General features: G+C 62.4%; 14 protein-coding genes and 1 pseudogene. 11 read left to right on the forward strand and 4 right to left on the reverse strand.

All coding sequences use genetic code 11. The features are described from left to right. Window positions 1-567 precede the first annotated feature (567 nt). Window positions 568-1,380: a DUF3108 domain-containing protein gene (locus tag AB7M16_RS17385; protein ID WP_439367558.1), complete on the reverse strand. Its 813-nt coding sequence runs from the start codon at window positions 1,378-1,380 to the stop codon at window positions 568-570. A gap of 517 nt (window positions 1,381-1,897) precedes the next feature. Between AB7M16_RS17385 and rpmB the strand changes: the two genes are divergently transcribed. From rpmB to AB7M16_RS17400, 3 genes are all read left to right on the forward strand, one after another. Beyond that, a complete protein-coding gene (gene rpmB / locus AB7M16_RS17390; RefSeq protein WP_036045358.1) occupies window positions 1,898-2,206 on the forward strand; it encodes a 50S ribosomal protein L28 in 309 nt (102 codons plus the stop codon). A gap of 225 nt (window positions 2,207-2,431) precedes the next feature. Continuing rightward, the gene (locus AB7M16_RS17395) at window positions 2,432-3,508 is read left to right on the forward strand and encodes a DUF262 domain-containing protein (protein WP_453944624.1); all 1,077 of its coding nucleotides are present in this window, start codon (window positions 2,432-2,434) and stop codon (window positions 3,506-3,508) included. After that, window positions 3,505-4,170, forward strand: a complete 666-nt coding sequence (locus AB7M16_RS17400) for an MAE_28990/MAE_18760 family HEPN-like nuclease (RefSeq protein ID WP_453944625.1) — start codon at window positions 3,505-3,507, stop codon at window positions 4,168-4,170. Before AB7M16_RS17395 ends, AB7M16_RS17400 begins: the two co-directional genes overlap by 4 nt. On the opposite strand, the gene AB7M16_RS17405 is transcribed toward AB7M16_RS17400, so the two are convergent. Both AB7M16_RS17405 and AB7M16_RS17410 read right to left on the reverse strand, forming a co-directional pair. Beyond that, window positions 4,167-5,294, reverse strand: coding sequence for a DNA cytosine methyltransferase (locus tag AB7M16_RS17405; protein ID WP_453944626.1), 1,128 nt, complete (start codon window positions 5,292-5,294; stop codon window positions 4,167-4,169). The genes AB7M16_RS17400 and AB7M16_RS17405 overlap by 4 nt on opposite strands. Window positions 5,295-5,312: 18 nt before the next feature. After that, complete coding sequence (locus AB7M16_RS17410; protein ID WP_453944627.1) at window positions 5,313-5,759, reverse strand: very short patch repair endonuclease; 447 nt, start codon at window positions 5,757-5,759, stop codon at window positions 5,313-5,315. Between the two features lie 179 nt (window positions 5,760-5,938). Here AB7M16_RS17410 and AB7M16_RS17415 point away from each other — a divergent pair. The 3 genes and pseudogenes from AB7M16_RS17415 to ftsZ form a co-directional block, all read left to right on the forward strand. Then, window positions 5,939-6,079 (forward strand): annotated as a pseudogene (locus AB7M16_RS17415) (phospholipase effector Tle1 domain-containing protein); the annotation flags it as partial. A 153-nt stretch (window positions 6,080-6,232) separates the two neighbouring features. Further along, entirely contained in the window at window positions 6,233-6,745 is a 513-nt protein-coding gene (locus AB7M16_RS17420; RefSeq protein ID WP_453944628.1) for a hypothetical protein, read from the forward strand. Window positions 6,746-6,795: 50 nt separating this feature from the next. Continuing rightward, a complete protein-coding gene (gene ftsZ, locus AB7M16_RS17425) occupies window positions 6,796-8,052 on the forward strand; it encodes a cell division protein FtsZ (RefSeq protein WP_453944629.1) in 1,257 nt (418 codons plus the stop codon). A 198-nt stretch (window positions 8,053-8,250) separates the two neighbouring features. Here the strand turns inward: ftsZ and AB7M16_RS17430 are convergent, their stop codons facing one another. After that, the gene (locus AB7M16_RS17430; RefSeq protein ID WP_453944630.1) at window positions 8,251-8,901 is read right to left on the reverse strand and encodes a hypothetical protein; all 651 of its coding nucleotides are present in this window, start codon (window positions 8,899-8,901) and stop codon (window positions 8,251-8,253) included. A gap of 257 nt (window positions 8,902-9,158) precedes the next feature. Here AB7M16_RS17430 and AB7M16_RS17435 point away from each other — a divergent pair, with 257 nt between their 5' ends. From AB7M16_RS17435 to AB7M16_RS17455, 5 genes are all read left to right on the forward strand, one after another. Continuing rightward, on the forward strand, window positions 9,159-10,499 hold the full coding sequence (locus AB7M16_RS17435) for a DUF2235 domain-containing protein (RefSeq protein ID WP_453944631.1): 1,341 nt from the start codon (window positions 9,159-9,161) through the stop codon (window positions 10,497-10,499). 329 nt (window positions 10,500-10,828) lie between these two features. Further along, complete coding sequence (locus AB7M16_RS17440; RefSeq protein WP_027565029.1) at window positions 10,829-11,074, forward strand: PilZ domain-containing protein; 246 nt, start codon at window positions 10,829-10,831, stop codon at window positions 11,072-11,074. 327 nt (window positions 11,075-11,401) lie between these two features. Continuing rightward, on the forward strand, window positions 11,402-12,556 hold the full coding sequence (locus AB7M16_RS17445) for an iron-containing alcohol dehydrogenase (protein WP_453944632.1): 1,155 nt from the start codon (window positions 11,402-11,404) through the stop codon (window positions 12,554-12,556). A gap of 18 nt (window positions 12,557-12,574) precedes the next feature. Further along, on the forward strand, window positions 12,575-14,125 hold the full coding sequence (locus tag AB7M16_RS17450) for an AMP-binding protein (RefSeq protein WP_453944633.1): 1,551 nt from the start codon (window positions 12,575-12,577) through the stop codon (window positions 14,123-14,125). 180 nt (window positions 14,126-14,305) lie between these two features. Beyond that, window positions 14,306-15,904, forward strand: a complete 1,599-nt coding sequence (locus AB7M16_RS17455) for an ABC transporter substrate-binding protein (RefSeq protein WP_172789682.1) — start codon at window positions 14,306-14,308, stop codon at window positions 15,902-15,904. Window positions 15,905-15,920: the final 16 nt, after the last annotated feature.

Below are 15,920 nucleotides of genomic sequence, written 5' to 3' on the forward strand. Positions count from 1 at the left end.
GAAGGCCCGGCTGGTGCTGCTGGGCAAGCCAAGCCCCTCGCCCTTCGAGACGGCCGCTTGCGCGGCCTCCTCAGGGTGAGGGGCACACCGAGGGTGTGGGAGCGCCCTCCCCGAATCCCGTGCAACTGTTTCACTTTGCGACGCTTTTCCCGTTCGCTTTAAGCTTCGGAACGACTCTAGAACGAATCGCGGCCGAATCGCTGACTCCCTATTGAGTCCCGTTCCGTTCACGCAACATGTCGCGGGACTCGTGTTGGTTGCGCACTAGATGGAGTTTTGCGGAGGCGCACAAGCGACCGGGGTGGTTAAAGCTGGGGATGGCGCGGAGTCGAATCAGAATCGGGGAGGAGTCAAATGGATTCCCCGATTAGGGCCGTCAAAACACAAAGTGCGAAAACAACCCCATGCACAGTAGGTAAGTGATTGATATTGCTTAGCCTCCGCCGAACACTCGTCATTCCGGGGCGCGACGCAGTCGCGAACCCGGAATCCATCGCGCAACCGTCTCTGCGGCCCGATGGATTCCGGGCTCGCGCCAAGCGGCGCGCCCCGGAATGACGGAGAAACTTACTGCGTCTTCGCCACCCTCGGCGGCTGGGGGGCGGTGATGAAGCTCGTCGCTTCCAGCATGGCCGGCCCCAGGGGCGTCGGCACTTTCAGCCAGAACGGGACCAGGATGCGCGTGCCGGCGATGGGGGCGAACGCGATCTCCATGTTGCGCTGGGCGGCGAGGTATTTGATCACGGGGCGGTCGGGGATGTAGCCGGCGATGGGCACGAAATAGATCGCGCAGACCACGACCGGGCCACGATAGCCCTTCTCCGCCTTCACGGTCTCCATGCGCTTGAAATCGAGCTTGAGCTCGTAGCGCATGCGGCCATCGAACACGGGCGCGGCGTTGTGGCAGGCCTCGGGCGCAACGGGATCGCCGGTGCCGGGCACGCGCAGCAGCGAGGCGGTCATCGGGTCCCAGACGCCGCGGCGATGCGCCTCGGTGACGACGATACGATCAGGGTCGACCGGCGGCTCCGGCAGAATGGCAAAATCCTTCACATTGCCCTTGTCGAGGGTGATGCGGATCTCTTCGGTCTTCTTCTGGGTGGTGGTGGAGGCCTGGTAGCCGGTCGCAACCAGCGCGCCGTTGACGACGCGCCCCTGGCTCGCCCCGGTGCCGGACCCGCCCGTGAACGACTTCAAGAGCCCCGAGGTGCCGCCGGCGGCCGCCGCCGAAAACACGTCGTCCTGGATATCGATGTTCCAAGCGCCCTTGCCGACGGGAATGCCCGCCAGCGTCGCCTCATATTGCGCCTCGAGCTTGCCCTGCGCCGCCGCCGGCGCCGCGCCCGCCGCCACGACCAGCACCAGGCCGCAAAGCGCCATCAGCCGGCCGGCCAGACGCGGTCGGGCGAAGCGCAGATTCTGCGCAAAATGAAGCGTTATCGGCACGAAACAATCCAATCGGGGCGCGATGCGCAGTTACTTAAGCCAAAAACGGCGGCAAACAATGTGTCGGGGCCTGCAGCCCCGGGAACTCCACCGGACTCTTCGACGGCGAATGCGCCCTTTATGTGATGGTAAGGCGCGACAATCATTGCCGTTTTGGTGATCGGGCGGTAACGGGGGCCGCTGTCATGCCCCGCGAAGGCGGGGCATCCAGTACGCCGCAGCGCCTCTGGTCAGCCGCGCCGCCGCGGGGTACTGGATTTTTTTTTATCGCCCGGTCAAGCCGGGCGATGACACCTGTTGTGGGGCACGAGATCGCCACCCAAAACCTTGACGCAGGGCCCCTTCCCCCCTATACGTCCGCCCGCTCCCTGCAAGGACGAAAGAATTTGCCCCCGTGGCGCCGAAATGGCGGCCGCATTCGTTGGGGGTTCGAACGATAAGGATTTCTGCCATGTCTCGCCGCTGCGAACTGACGGCCAAGGGCCCCCTCGTCGGCCACAAGGTCAGCCACTCCAACATCAAGACCAAGCGCCGCTTCCTGCCGAACCTCGTCAACGTGACGTTCATCTCGGAGGCCCTCGGCCGCAACGTGCGCCTGCGCGTCTCCACCAACGCGATCAAGAGCGTCGACCACAATGGCGGCCTCGACGCCTACCTGCTCAAGGCCAACGCCGACGCGCTCTCCCCGCGCGCCGTCGAGCTCAAGCGCGCCATCCAGAAGAAGGTCGGCGACACCCAGCCGGCGAAGCAGGCGAGCTGAGATTTTTTTGGGTTAGGGCGGGGGCTAAGTTGCGTCGCGTGGCGTAGGCTTAGCCGAGTAAGAGTTTGAGTAGCGGCCGGATCGGAAGATCCGGCCGTTTTTGTTTGTGTGCACGACGAGCCGCTATTGCGGCAACCTGCCGTCTCTCCTTTGGAGCGCTCCTTTAGACTGATTGACCAACCACCCTTGGTTGCGCTTGGATGTTGCACTTACGAGGAAGTTTGAATGAGCGACGAAGATTCTCCGGAGCTGCCGCTACAACCATCCGACGACGAAATGGTTGAGGTCGTCGAAGAGGCTCGTCGCGAGGCTCGATATGTCGTTACCGACTACCCAGTGGAGCTCCTAGTTCGAAAATTCAGAGAAGAACCGGAGCAAGAAGGTGACATCTATATTCCGGAATACCAAAGAACGCTGCGTTGGTCGAACCAGTCGCAATCGTACTTTATCGAGAGTGTCATCCTCAGAATTCCGATACCGCCGATCTTCCTCTACGATGTCAAAGGACGTTTAGAGATCGTTGACGGCTCACAGCGGGTCCGGACACTCGTACGATTCGCAAACGATGAGTTTGCGCTAGGCCCGTTAGACAGGCTCGATGTCTTAAGTGGACTTAAGTACTCGCAGCTTCCGTCGACCATTCAAAAACGACTGTTCAACACCCCAATCCGATCGTTTGTGCTCGACGAGGGGACCGACGAAAGCACCCGGATCGAGCTCTTCAGGCGCCTCAACACAACAGGGAAAACGCTGCACGATGCTGAGATCAGGAAGGGAGCATTCCGTGGACCCTTCCTTGATTTGATTCTTGAATGCGCAGCAACACCGATTTTCAAAGAACTAACGCCGCGAATAGCAAAATCAGCCGATCCGGAGAGTGAGCGCCAGGAGCTCGTTACTCGATTCTTCGTCTATTCGGACCACTACAGTCAATTCAAGCATGACGTGCGTCGTTTTCTCGACTCACATGTCATCAAGTTGAACAAGATCATTTCAGAGACAAAGGTTCAGGCGAAGCGAGCTGAATTCGACAAGACAATGCAGTTCATACACGCCAATTATCCTAGCGCGTTTTATCGCGCGGGCAAAGGCGGCGCGCTCCCTCGAGTCCGATTTGAGGCCGTTTCCGTCGGAACCTGCCTTGCCTTGCGTAAAAAGCCAAATCTCTCGTTCAACGGAGATAGCGCTTGGCTGTTTGGCGAACCGCTCAATTCTCTCGTTCGAACCGACGCGAGCAACAGCGGCCCACGCCTCCGCGACAGAATAACTTATGTCAGAGACGAATTGCTGAACCGCGGATGATCGAAGCTGCATTTAGATCAAGAATTGCCGGCGTATCTTACTATCTCAGATCTCTGAGAGAGCTGGAGGATCGTCATCGCACGCCGGGGAGAGGCTTCTATAGGGCCACCGCAACGTTGGCCGCCTCGAGAGCGGCAGCGTTCATCATGATCTACAACTCTGTCGAATTCGCGACGCGTGAAACAATCGTTAGTGTACGAAAAACGATGCAATCGGACACAATCCTCTTCCACGAACTCCTCGCGTATTGGAAGCAGGACATTGTCTACACTCACTTCAAGAAGAAGCTTCAAGATGGAGTGAACCATAGCAATCTAATGGACGAGTTCGTCAAATTCATCCCAGGGAAGGTCACGTGGCTAAATAAGGATGAAGCAGTACCATTCTCGGGGAATATTGATCATGAGAAACTCATCAGGTTCGCTCGCGATATTGGAGACCGCCGATGGCGGCCACCAAAGAGCACGTTGGGCGGCTCTGACCTACTGACGATAAAGACCGCCAGGAACGAGCTCGCTCATGGCGAGGAGACGTTCGAGACTGTGGGCGGAAACTATTCGGTTTCCGACATCTCCGACAAACTTGAGCGAGTAAGAGATTTCATGTGCTCATTCATAAGAATGATGGAGCGCTACGAACAACGGAAGGTTTATAAAATCTAACCGACAAAAGCTCGAAGGTCCGAAATGAATGCAGGATCCGTTCTCAACGAGCTCTTTTCAATTCTTGAAAGGAATCCAGTCGCGGCCCGCAAGGATAGCTTGCTAGCGTCCTTGAGTTCGAAATCGCGAAGAGTCGCAATTTGGGGAACTTCAGGTCCTTCATGATCAGGATTAAGAATAATCGCCTGATGATTTGCTCGACCAAAGGCCGCTGTGCCGAGTTTTGAGCCGCGTTTCACAGGGACGATTTCGAGAGGGATTGAAACTTCCTCCGACAGCGATTTTGCAATCCATTCGACCACAGGTACGCTGACAGCATTACCTACTAGCTTCCACCGGGCTCTCTTCTTGACGTTCTTTAGAGCGCCGACATATGTCCAGTCTTCCGGAAATCCCTGCATTCGCTCGGCATCGGAGAGGCCCGGCGTCACGAATGACCGTACATCCTTGTTCCAAATGGCAGGAGGCGATGGAATGGAAAGGGAAGAACCTCCCTTCAATGGTGGTACGGCTTCGGGCGACCACCCCAATCCTCGATTTCCCTCCGTCCAATAGAAACCATACTGCTGCGGATGTGAGTGGGCCTCTAGCGAGGTGTTGAGGGCTCCTCGGAAAAGGATCGTCTCTGGCGCGAGTTGTCGTGATGCCAGAATGAACAATCGGCGCCGCCGCTGAGGAATCCCAAAATGCTGGCTATCGAGAATTCTGTAAGCCCACTTGTAGCCCAGCATCTCCAGCTGAGACGTGACGAACCTAAGGGCTGCTCCCTTCTGCAAGTGAAGTGCAAAGGCAACGTTTTCAAGCAGGATAAATTCAGGTTTCGTTTTGGTTGCCTGCACCAATCTAAAAACTTCGGAGATCAATCCAGAGCGGTCACCGGCAATACCCGCGGTCCTACCAGCTTGGCTCAAATCCTGACAAGGCCAACCTGCCGTTAGAATTTCGCATGCAGGCAGTCTCTTGAGTGTACGGATATCGGTGCGAATTGGGATGCCGGGAAAATGATGACGGAGCACGGATCGAGCCAAGGGATCGCTCTCGCACATCATGACCGTGTGGAATCCGGCCCTCGCCAGCCCCAATTCAAAACCGCCTATTCCACTAAAGAGACTTACGACGCGCATTTCTATCCGATTTATCCCTTATCGCGCTCGTGCAGCCGGCCGTTCTCGCGCGCGACGACCATATAATAGGTCCTTGGCCACCTTCGAAGCCGACTCATCATTCTTCACTTGGCATTCCCACACAACAACGACTTTCCAACCCATCTTCTTCAGCTGAGCTTGGGCTCGACGATCACGAGCGACATTACCTTCAAATTTCTCTCGCCAAAATCGAGCTCGGAGCTTTGGCGTAGTCGCCTTCGAGCAGCCAGGGTGTCGATGCCAGAAACACCCGTTGACAAAAACTGCCACACGGGACCGAACGAACACTATGTCCGGGGTTCCGGGCAGATCCCTCCGATGCAAGCGATATCGGAGCCCAATGCGATGTAAGGCTTGCCTGAGATTGAGTTCAGGCTTGGTATGCCGCTGCCGAACAGCGGACATCATTGACGATCGCTTTGCCTTCGAAACAATGTCGGGCAAGAAATAATGCTCCCTTCACCGGGCATCGATAGCCGAATCTCCTAGATTCGCCAATGGCTTCAAAGCTCACTTGTAGCTAAGGGGACAAACAATTCAGCGCGACCAGCCGTCCCTAACTCCGCTACACTCGCCCCGGTAGTATCCCCCGGCGGCATATCCCGTGGACCACGCGCGCGACACTGACCGCAACCCCCTCACCGAAAAACCTCGTCATCTGCTGTGACGGCACCGGCAACGAGATCTCGGAGAACGTCTCCCGCGTCCTGAAGCTCCATCGCTGCCCGCGCAAGACCGACAAGACGCAGCCGCGGCAGCTGGTGCCCCACGTCTCCGGCGGCCGGCACCGCGGCGCCATCGGTAAACACCCCCATCCCCCGTTAACCGTCCATTAACCAACGCATCCTAGCCTGCGGTAATCGTCCAGCCATCATTAGCTCGAAATGCCTTCCCGGTTCGCTCCAGGAGAAGCGCCGATGTGCGTTGAGTTGTTGACGTATACCGATCTCGGTGCCCGCCTCAATGTCTCGCGCGAGGCCGCGCGGGCGCTGGCGCGGCGTCGCCGCCTGCCGCGCTCGCGGTCGGACGACGGCAAGGCGGTGGTGAGCGTCGATCTTTCCGCGCTCCGCTACACGCCCCGGCCGCGACGCGCCCGCCGGGCAGATCCCATCGCCGCCTCCCTGGCCAGGATCGAGGCCGTCAAGACCGAGGTCTTCAAGGCGGAGATCGCGCGGCTCGAATCGGTCGCAACCGCCTATAGGGTCGTGTTCGAGCGCGAGCGCGAGCGTGCCGATCGTCTCGCCGTCGAGCTGACGCAGGCGGCCGCCGAGACGACGGCCGCCAATGCATGGGCGGCACGACTGGAAGACGAGGTGGCGGCGCTGCGGAGCGATCGCCGCCCTGGGGGCTCGATCGCGGGACACGCGGCGCGTCGGTTGGGACATCTGGCCGCCTTCATCGTGCAAGCAGACCGCGCGGCCCGCAGCTAGCACTCGACTTTGTTTAATCCCCGGCTTGCCGGAGCAATCGCGAGGGAAGAATGACTGGCAACACCGATATCCATGAAATGAAGGCCCGCATCGTCGTGTTCGGCGTCGGCGGCGCCGGCGGCAATGCCGTCAACAACATGATCACGGCGGGGCTGCAAGGCGTCGAGTTCGTGGTCGCCAACACCGACGCACAGGCGCTGGCGATGTCAAAGGCGACGCGCCTCATCCAGCTCGGCACAAGGGTGACCGCAGGCCTCGGCGCCGGCTCGCAGCCGGAACTGGGACGCGCCGCAGCCGAAGAGGCGATCGACACGATCCGCGAGCAATTGACCGGCGCGCACATGGTGTTCGTGACTTCAGGCATGGGCGGCGGCACCGGCACCGGGGCTGCACCCGTCGTCGCCAGGATCGCGCGCGAGCTCGGCATTCTCACCATCGGCGTGGTCACCAAGCCGTTCTACTTCGAGGGCCAGCGCCGCATGCGCTTTGCCGAAGCCGGCATCGAGGAGCTGCTGAAGACGGTCGACACCCTCCTGATCATCCCGAACCAGAACCTGTTCCGGGTGGCCAGCGAGAAGACCACGTTCGCCGACGCCTTCGCCCTTGCCGACCAGGTGCTTTATTCGGGCGTGGCCTGCATCAGCGACCTCATCGTCAAGGAAGGCCTGATCAATCTCGATTTTGCCGACGTGCTCTCCGTCATGAAGGAGAAGGGCAAGGCCATGATGGGACGGGGCGAGGCCTCCGGCGAGAAGCGCGTGCTCGCCGCTGCCGTCGCCGCGATCTCCAATCCGCTGATCGAGAATCCCTCGATCAAGCGCGCCAGTGGCCTCATCATCTCCATCACCGGCGGCAAGGATCTCATGCTGTACGAGGTCGACGAAGCCGCGACCCGGATTCGCGACGAGGCCGACCCGGATGCCAACATCATCGTCGGTGCGTCGTTCGACGAGAGCTTAGAGGGCATCGTCCGCGTCTCGGTGGTGGCGACCGGTATAGACAATCTCGATCCGGCGCAGGCGCAGCCGGTGGAAACCGCCCTCACCCAGCTCGCCGGCAGGCTGCGCAGCGACGGCCGCCGCATCGCCGATCGCATCGAGCGCAGCGCCCCCCTTGCGCAAGCGGGAGGCCCGCCGCTGCGCCCGCAGCCGCACCACCCGGTGGGGCCGCCGGCAAGGCCGGGCCTGGACTATGAGCGGCAAGCGGCGCTTCAGCCGCTCGATCCTTACGGCCGCGCCCCTGCACGCAATCTGCCCGACGAGGCCGCTCTCGATATCCCGGCCTTCCTGCGCCGCGCGGCGAACTGAGCGGTGGCCCAACAATAGATCGTCATCCCGGGGCGCGACGAAGTCGCGAGCTATGATGCGCAATTGCGCATCTGAGGATCCATTTGGCCGCAGTGGCGGTTGAGGGATGGATTCTCAGGTGCGCAATTGCGCACCGTAGCTCGCGCCAAGAGGCGCGCCCCGGAATGACGGCGTAGAGCGTGCGCAGCCGCCGAGGCTTCAAGCCGCCGTGCTGTGCGGCTTCTCCGCTGTGTCCTTCTTGTCCGTTTCCTTGTCGCGAGACAGCCAGGCCGGAAAGCGCAGCAGGCGTTCGTTGGTGTCCTTCGGCAGCTCGACGGGCGGCGCTTCAACGGCCGAACTCGGCAAGTCCAGCGCTGCGTGGCCGGATCGCACCGCATCCGCGCGCTGATCCAGTTCACGCAACAGGGGATCGAGCACGCTGTCGATCTCGGTCGCCACCGACACCAGGAAACTATTGAGCTCGCGCGCCTCGGGCACAACTGCCGCAGCCTGCTCGACCGCCCTGGAGAGGCCGTCGACGACAGGTGCAAACGCGCCGGCGGCTTGCTTGATTCGCGTCTTGATCAGTTCGATCTCGCTCAGGACGCGCTCACGCTCCCGCCTTTTCTTCTCCTCCGAAAGGCGGGTTTCGATTTCGGCGATCTGGGCCGTCAGCGTCGTGGCTTCGGATGCGAGCGCATCGCGTCTTCCGCGCGCGCGGTCGAGATCGCGGCTGAGATTGTCCACTAAGTCGTCCCTTGCGAACATGGCTTTGCTCCATAGGACAGGCGTTCTGCCCTGTAGGACGGCCTTGGCGCGAACCGCCAGCCTGGCCGCCGACCGGATGGCCGGGTCGGCCGAAACAGGCATCAATTTCCATCGCGTCCCATGGGCCGACATGGTGATCCCCCATCGTCAGCATTAGGCGACCGCATGGTTAACAAGGGGTTAATGTCAACAGGCGATGCGGCCATGGGGCTGCATGCCGGCGGCGCCGCCCGCCGGTCGGCTGATCGATGCCAAAGCCTTGCTGTCCGCGACATATTTCCCGGACAGCCCTTCCTCTCCTCGCTGCCGCTCATTTTCCGCTATACTCGCCCCGGTAGCATTCCCCGGAGGCGCATCCCATGGAGACCGCAGCCATTTCCGACCACAAGCCCGCCGGCAAGAACCTCGTCATCTGCTGTGACGGCACCGGCAACGAGATCTCGGAGAACATCTCCAACGTCCTGAAGCTCTATCGCTGCTTGCGCAAGACGGACAAGACGCAGCCGCGGCAGATGGTGTTTTACGATCCCGGGGTCGGCACCATGACGGAGCCGTCGACCTGGGGGCGCTGGAAGGCCAACATCAAGCTGGTGCTGGGGCTCGCCACCGGCTACGGGCTCGATGACAACGTGCTCTCGTCTTATTGCTTCCTGATTCAGCATTACGCGCCCGGCGACAGGATCTACCTGTTCGGCTTTTCGCGCGGGGCCTACACGGTGCGCGTGCTGGCGGGGCTGATCCACAAGGTCGGGCTGATCTCGCCGGAGCAGGCGAACCTCGCCGGCTCGGGCCTCATCGCCTACAAGCAATATTCCGGCAGCGGGCGCGGCAACGACGTCGAGGACCTCAAGGGCATCGTGTTCGACGAGAGCGGGCCGCTGCCGAAGGACGAATTCGACCTCGCCGCGCAGTTCGCGCGCATCACCTCGACGCGCTGGCCGACCATCCATTTCGTCGGCGTCTGGGACACGGTGGCGAGCGTGATCGTGCCGCGCGCCGACCGCTTCTACCTGCCGAGCCTGGAGGAGCTCGCCTTCACGCTGCGCGATCCCAGCGTAAAAATCTTCCGGCAGGCGATCGCGATCGACGAGCGGCGGCGCATGTTCCGCCTGAAGCCGTACGCGGCGCCGCAGGAGTTCTGGAGCAATCGCTACGTGCCGGACGAGAAGAAGGTGCCGCAGGACATTCTGCAGGTGTGGTTCGCCGGCGTGCATTGCGACGTCGGCGGCGGCTATCCGGAAGCCGAGAGCGGCGAATCCAAATATCCGCTGCTCTGGATGATCGACGAGGCCGAGAAGGCCGGGCTGAAGTTCAACCCGCGCACGGTGAACCAGCTCGCCTGGGGCATCCAGCGCAAGAACTCGCCGTTCAAATACGTCGAGCCCGCCTATACCGGGACAACCGGCATGCTGCACGATTCCATGACGGCGCTCTGGCGCGTGCTGGAGTTCTTGCCGAAGAGCGCGAAGTACCGGGAATGGCCGGCGCGGAAAGTCTGGTTCGGCTTTTACATCCCCGATGGCGAGCCGCGCCTGATCCCCGAAGGCGCGCATGTGCATGAGAGCGTGCTGAAGCGCATGGCGGTGGAGCCGGACTACCGGCCGGTGAATTTGCCGAAGGACTACGTGACGGTGCCGATGCCGGTGCCGCCGGGGGTGGATCTGGCGGCGGGAGCGGAGGTGGAGGGGGTGACGGGGTGAGTGGCGGGGGCGCGCCGCTCTTACCCTCCCCTGGAGGGGGAGGGTCGGCACGCGATCGAGCGAAGCGAGATTGCGTGACGGGGTGGGGTGACGGTCTCTCAGCGGATGCACTGCCCGTGTTGAGAGATCACCCCACCCCGCTCGCGCTGCGCGCGATCGACCCTCCCCCTCCAGGGGAGGGTGGGCACTCCGCTACCGCTGCTTTTGCCATTCGCCGACACTTTTCGTTAAAATTCTCGGGCGCGGCTTAGGGGGATCGCATCATCTCTTTTCCATGATTGGGACAGATCACCCGCCGCGAGACCTGCGGAGTTGGAGGAGACGTGCCAATGCATCCGCGCAAGTTTGTCCGTGTGAAGCCCGCAGGCCTGGTGTCGCGCCAGGCCAAGATCATCACCGACCCGCGCGCGCCGGTGATCCCCTGCACGCTGATCGACTATTCGCCCGGCGGGGCCTGCGTCGATCTCGGCGGCCAGGTGAAAATTCCCGATCGCTTCGAGCTGCTCCACGTCAACACCAAGAAGCGCTGCCGCATCGCCTGGAAGCGCGGCACGCGCGTGGGCGTGGTGTTTTGAGGGAATAGCGGCGGGCTGTCCCTGCCTTTGTGGCAGGAATCGCATTTGAGAGACTTTCCCTTGCGGCCATCCTTCGAGACGCCCGCTTTCGCGGGCTCCTCAGGATGAGGGCGGAGTGTGCGGCGGCCGTTTCGAAGGGCACCGGCGCTGATGAGCCTCATCCTGAGGAGGCGCGTAGCGCCGTCTCGAAGGACGAGGCGTGCGCGCCGGCGCCGCCACGGCCCCCCCGCGCTGCAAACCGGCCAGCGTCTTCGCGCATGACGGGGGTGGCGGGGTCCGCTAAATTGCCTCCCAACAACAAGAACGATTTGTCCGGGGAGGACAGGCGTGCACCAGGGACGTGTCGTTTTCGCCGCGATCGAGGAGGTCGTGTTCGGCCATCCTGCGGCTGAAGCCGTCGTCGCGCAGATGGACCGGCTGGGAACAAGCCGCGCCTTCCTGATGGTGTCGGGGACGCTGAACCGGCAGACCGACGAGATCGAGAAGATCAAGCACGCGCTCGGCGGGCGCTGCGCCGGCCTGTTCGACGCCATGCCGGCGCATACGCCGCGCGAGGCGGTGATCGCGGCCACCAATGCGGCGCGCGAGGCGGGCGCGGACCTGATCGTCACCGTCGGCGGCGGTTCCATCACCGACGGCGCCAAGGCGGTGCAGCTCTGCCTCGCCAACGGCATCGACGACATCGGCGGCATCGACCGCATCCGCGTGCGCAAGGGCGTCGCGCCCGAGATGAAGGCGCCAATCGTGCGGCAGGTCAGCGTGCCGACCACGATCGCCGGCGGCGAGTTCTCATCGATCGCGGGTGTCACCGACCGCGCCGCGCAGGTGAAGCAGATGCTGCGGCATCCGCTCACGGTGCCGCGCGCGACCATCCTCGATCCTGCCATCACCGTGCACACGCCGGAATGGCTGTTCCTGTCGACCGGCATCCGCGCCGTCGATCATTGCGTCGAGGCGATCTGCTCGCGCGAGACGCATCCTTACGCCGATGCGCAGGCGGTGAAGGGCCTCGCCATGCTCGCCGACGCGCTGCCGCGGGTGAAGGCCGATCCCAGCGATCTCGATGCGCGGATGGACGCGCAGATCGGCACCTGGCTGTCGATGGGCGCGCTCGCCGCCGGCGTCCCGATGGGCGCGAGCCACGGCATCGGCTACGTGCTGGGCGGGGCCTTCGACGTGCCGCACGGCTACACCTCCTGCGTCATGCTGCCGGCGGTGATGCGCTGGAATGCGCGCGACAATGCCGAGCGGCAGACGATCGTCGCGGCCGCCATGGGCTATCCCGGCCGTGACGCCGCCGACGTGCTCGATGCCTTCATCCGTTCGCTCGGCATGCCGCGCAGCCTTGGCGACGTACGCATCGCGCCGGAGCATTTCGACGCGATCGCAGAAGCTGCGATGCGGACGAACTGGATCCCGCGCAACCCGCGCAAAATTTCAGGTCCCGCCGATTTGCGCGAGATCCTGCTCCTTGCCGCCTGATCGAAAGCCGGAGGATCGATGTACACAGGTACACACGCCCGCCTGCGCCCGCTGCAGCCCGCCTTCATCATGGCGGCGACGGGCGAGGCCGTCACCTATCGCGAGCTGGACGCGCGCAGCAATCGGCTGGCGCATCTGTTCCGCAAGCACGGCTTGAGGCGGCTCGACCATTATTCGATCTTCATGGAGAACAACGCGCGCTATCTCGAAGCCTGCGGCGCGGGCGAGCGCTCCGGGCTCTACTACACCTGCATCAACTCGTTCCTGACGCCGGGCGAGCTCGCTTATCTGCTCGTCAACAGCCAGTCGAAGATCCTGATCACGTCGATGGCCAAGCTCGCCATCGCGCGCGAGGCGATCCAGGCCTGCCCCGACATCAAGCTCTGCATCGTCGCCGACGGCCCGGGCGAGAGCGAGCGCATCGTTGGCCTATCGGAGGTGACCGCCGGTCTGCCGGCAACGCCGATCGAAGATGAATGGCTCGGCACCGCCATGCTCTATTCCTCCGGCACGACGGGACGGCCCAAGGGCATCTTGCGCCCGCTGCCGGAGGAGCCGCCGAAGCACAATCTGCCGCTGTTCGATTTCCTGTTGAGGCTCTGGCACTACCGCGAAGGCATGGTCTACCTGTCGCCGGCGCCGCTCTATCATTCCGCGCCGCAGGCTGCCGTGAACCTCACGATCCGCATGGGCGGCACCGTGATCATCATGGAGAGCTTTGATCCCGAGCGCTATCTCCAGCTCGTCCAGCAATGGGGCATCACCCACACGCAGCTGGTGCCGACGATGTTCTCGCGCATGTTGAAGTTGCCGGAGGAGGTGCGCAAGCGCTACGATTTGTCCTCGCTGGAGATCGCGATCCACGCCGCCGCGCCCTGCCCGCCGCAGGTCAAGGACGACATGATCGGATGGTGGGGACCGATCATCCACGAATATTACGGCGCCACCGAAGGTCTCGGCTTCACCGCCTGCAACAGCGAGGAATGGCTGGCGCATCGCGGCACCGTCGGCAAGGTGCTGCTCGGGGATCTGCACATTCTCGACGAGAACATGCGGGAATGCCCGACCGGCACGCCCGGCCAGGTCTGGTTCAAGACGGCAACCCCGTTCGAATATTTCAACGACCCCGAGAAGACCAAGGAGGCGCGCTCTGCCGACGGCAGCATGAGCACGGTCGGTGACGTCGGCTATGTCGATGCCGATCGCTTCCTCTACCTGACCGACCGCGCCACCTTCATGATCATCTCCGGCGGGGTGAACATCTATCCGCAGGAATGCGAGAACCTCCTGATCACCCATCCCAAGGTCGCGGACGCCGCGGTGTTCGGCGTGCCCAATGCCGATCTCGGCGAAGAGGTGAAGGCGGTGGTGCAGCCGATGCCGGGCGTGGTGCCGGGGCCGGCCCTCGCCGAAGAGCTGATCGCGTTCTGCGCCAAATCGCTGTCGCGGCAGAAGGTGCCGCGCTCGGTCGATTTCGAGAAGGAATTGCCGCGGCTGCCGACCGGCAAGCTGTACAAGCGGCTGCTGCGGGACCGGTACTGGGGGAACAAGGCCTCGCGGATCGTGTGACGGCGCTCTGCGCACGAGCTCTTCGCACCTGCACTCACATCGTGAGACGATGAACACCCTGCGGCCTTCCGTCATCCGAATTGTCGAGGCAGCATGTGGCGTTAGCGGTTGCCTCCGCCCGCTTGCGTGCTATCGTCCGGACAAACAGGCCGCAAAGGCCGAGGTCCAGGGAGGATGAGCATGCGGAGCGTGTGGGCGCTCGCCGCAATGGCGGCGCTATCTGTGCTGACGGCCTCGACCGTCACGCTCGCCGGCGAGCCCAAACAGGGCGGCATCTTGCGGATGTATCACCGCGACAGTCCGGCCAACGCCTCCATCCTCGAAGGCGCGACCTATTCGATCAACGTGCCGTTCATGGGGGTGTTCAACAATCTCCTCATCTACGATCAGCACATCGCGCAGAACAGCCCCGATACTTTGCGGCCGGAGCTCGCCGAAAGCTGGTCCTGGAGCAGCGACAACAAGAAGCTGACGTTCAAGCTGCGCCAGGGCGTGAAATGGCACGACGGCAAGCCGTTCACGTCGGCCGACGTCAAGTGCAGCTTCGATTTGCTGATGGGCAAGTCGCAGCAGAAGCTGCGGCAGAATCCGCGCAAGGCCTGGTACAGCGAGGTCAACGAGGTCACGACGAACGGCGAATTCGAGGTCACCTTCGACCTGAAGCGGCCGCAGCCCTCGCTGCTGGCGATGCTCGCCTCCGGCTACACGCCGGTCTATCCCTGTCACGTCTCGCCGGGAGACATGCGCACCCATCCGATCGGCACCGGGCCGTTCAAGTTCGTCGAGTTCAAGGCCAATGAATCGATCAAGCTGACGCGCAATCCGGACTATTGGAAGAAGGGCCTGCCCTATCTCGACGGCGTCGAGTACACCATCATCACCAACCGCTCGACCGCGATCCTGGCCTTCGTCGCCGGCAAGTTCGACATGACCTTTCCGACGCACATCACGATCCCGCTGCTGAAGGACATCAAGTCGCAGGCGCCGAACGCGACCTGCGTCGTCGAGCCGACCAACGTCTCGACCAACATCATCGTCAATTCGACCTCGGCACCGTTCGACAACATCGACATCCGCCGCGCGATGTCGCTCGCGCTCGACCGCAAGGCGTTCGTCGACATCCTGTTCGAAGGCCAGGGCGACATCGGCGGCACCATGCTGCCGCCGCCGCAGGGCATCTGGGGCATGCCGAAGGAGAAGCTGGAGACCATTCCGGGCTATGGCCGGGACATCAACGCCAACCGCGAGCAAGCCAGGAAGCTGATGCAGAAGGCGGGTTACGGTCCGGACAAGCACCTCAACGTGAAAGTCTCGACACGCAACATCGCGGAGTATCGCGACCCCGCCGTGATCCTGATCGACCAGCTCAAGACCATCTATATCGACGGCGAGCTCGACGTCGTCGAAACCGCGAACTGGTTCCCGAAGGTCGCGCGCAAGGATTACATGCTCGGCCTCAACCTGACCGGCAATTCCGTCGACGATCCCGACCAGTCGTTCTACGAGAACTATTCCTGCGGCTCGGAACGGAACTACACCAATTATTGCAACAAGGAGATCGAGAAGCTGTTCGACGTGCAGTCGCAGGAGACCGACCTCGCCAAGCGCAGGCCGCTGGTGTGGGACATCGACAAGAAGCTGCAGGAGGACGTCGCCCGCCCGATCATCTTCCATGCCCGCGCCGGCACCTGCTGGCAGCCTTATGTCAAGGGCGTCACGATCATGTCGAACAGCTCCTACAACGGCTTCCGCTACGAGGATGTGTGGCTCGACAAGTAAGCCAGGCTGACGACTA

It is taken from the genome of Bradyrhizobium sp. USDA 372 (assembly GCF_053629095.1).

What these genes read in the sequence shown, in the direction of transcription:
- AB7M16_RS17385 (WP_439367558.1), bottom strand. Translation starts at nt 1,380, where the DNA reads ATGGCGCTTTGCGGCCTGGTGCTGGTCGTGGCGGCGGGCGCGGCGCCG.
- rpmB (WP_036045358.1), top strand. Translation starts at nt 1,898, where the DNA reads ATGTCTCGCCGCTGCGAACTGACGGCCAAGGGCCCCCTCGTCGGCCAC.
- AB7M16_RS17395 (WP_453944624.1), top strand. Translation starts at nt 2,432, where the DNA reads ATGAGCGACGAAGATTCTCCGGAGCTGCCGCTACAACCATCCGACGAC.
- AB7M16_RS17400 (WP_453944625.1), top strand. Translation starts at nt 3,505, where the DNA reads ATGATCGAAGCTGCATTTAGATCAAGAATTGCCGGCGTATCTTACTAT.
- AB7M16_RS17405 (WP_453944626.1), bottom strand. Translation starts at nt 5,294, where the DNA reads ATGCGCGTCGTAAGTCTCTTTAGTGGAATAGGCGGTTTTGAATTGGGG.
- AB7M16_RS17420 (WP_453944628.1), top strand. Translation starts at nt 6,233, where the DNA reads ATGTGCGTTGAGTTGTTGACGTATACCGATCTCGGTGCCCGCCTCAAT.
- ftsZ (WP_453944629.1), top strand. Translation starts at nt 6,796, where the DNA reads ATGACTGGCAACACCGATATCCATGAAATGAAGGCCCGCATCGTCGTG.
- AB7M16_RS17430 (WP_453944630.1), bottom strand. Translation starts at nt 8,901, where the DNA reads ATGCCTGTTTCGGCCGACCCGGCCATCCGGTCGGCGGCCAGGCTGGCG.
- AB7M16_RS17435 (WP_453944631.1), top strand. Translation starts at nt 9,159, where the DNA reads ATGGAGACCGCAGCCATTTCCGACCACAAGCCCGCCGGCAAGAACCTC.
- AB7M16_RS17440 (WP_027565029.1), top strand. Translation starts at nt 10,829, where the DNA reads ATGCATCCGCGCAAGTTTGTCCGTGTGAAGCCCGCAGGCCTGGTGTCG.
- AB7M16_RS17450 (WP_453944633.1), top strand. Translation starts at nt 12,575, where the DNA reads ATGTACACAGGTACACACGCCCGCCTGCGCCCGCTGCAGCCCGCCTTC.
- AB7M16_RS17455 (WP_172789682.1), top strand. Translation starts at nt 14,306, where the DNA reads ATGCGGAGCGTGTGGGCGCTCGCCGCAATGGCGGCGCTATCTGTGCTG.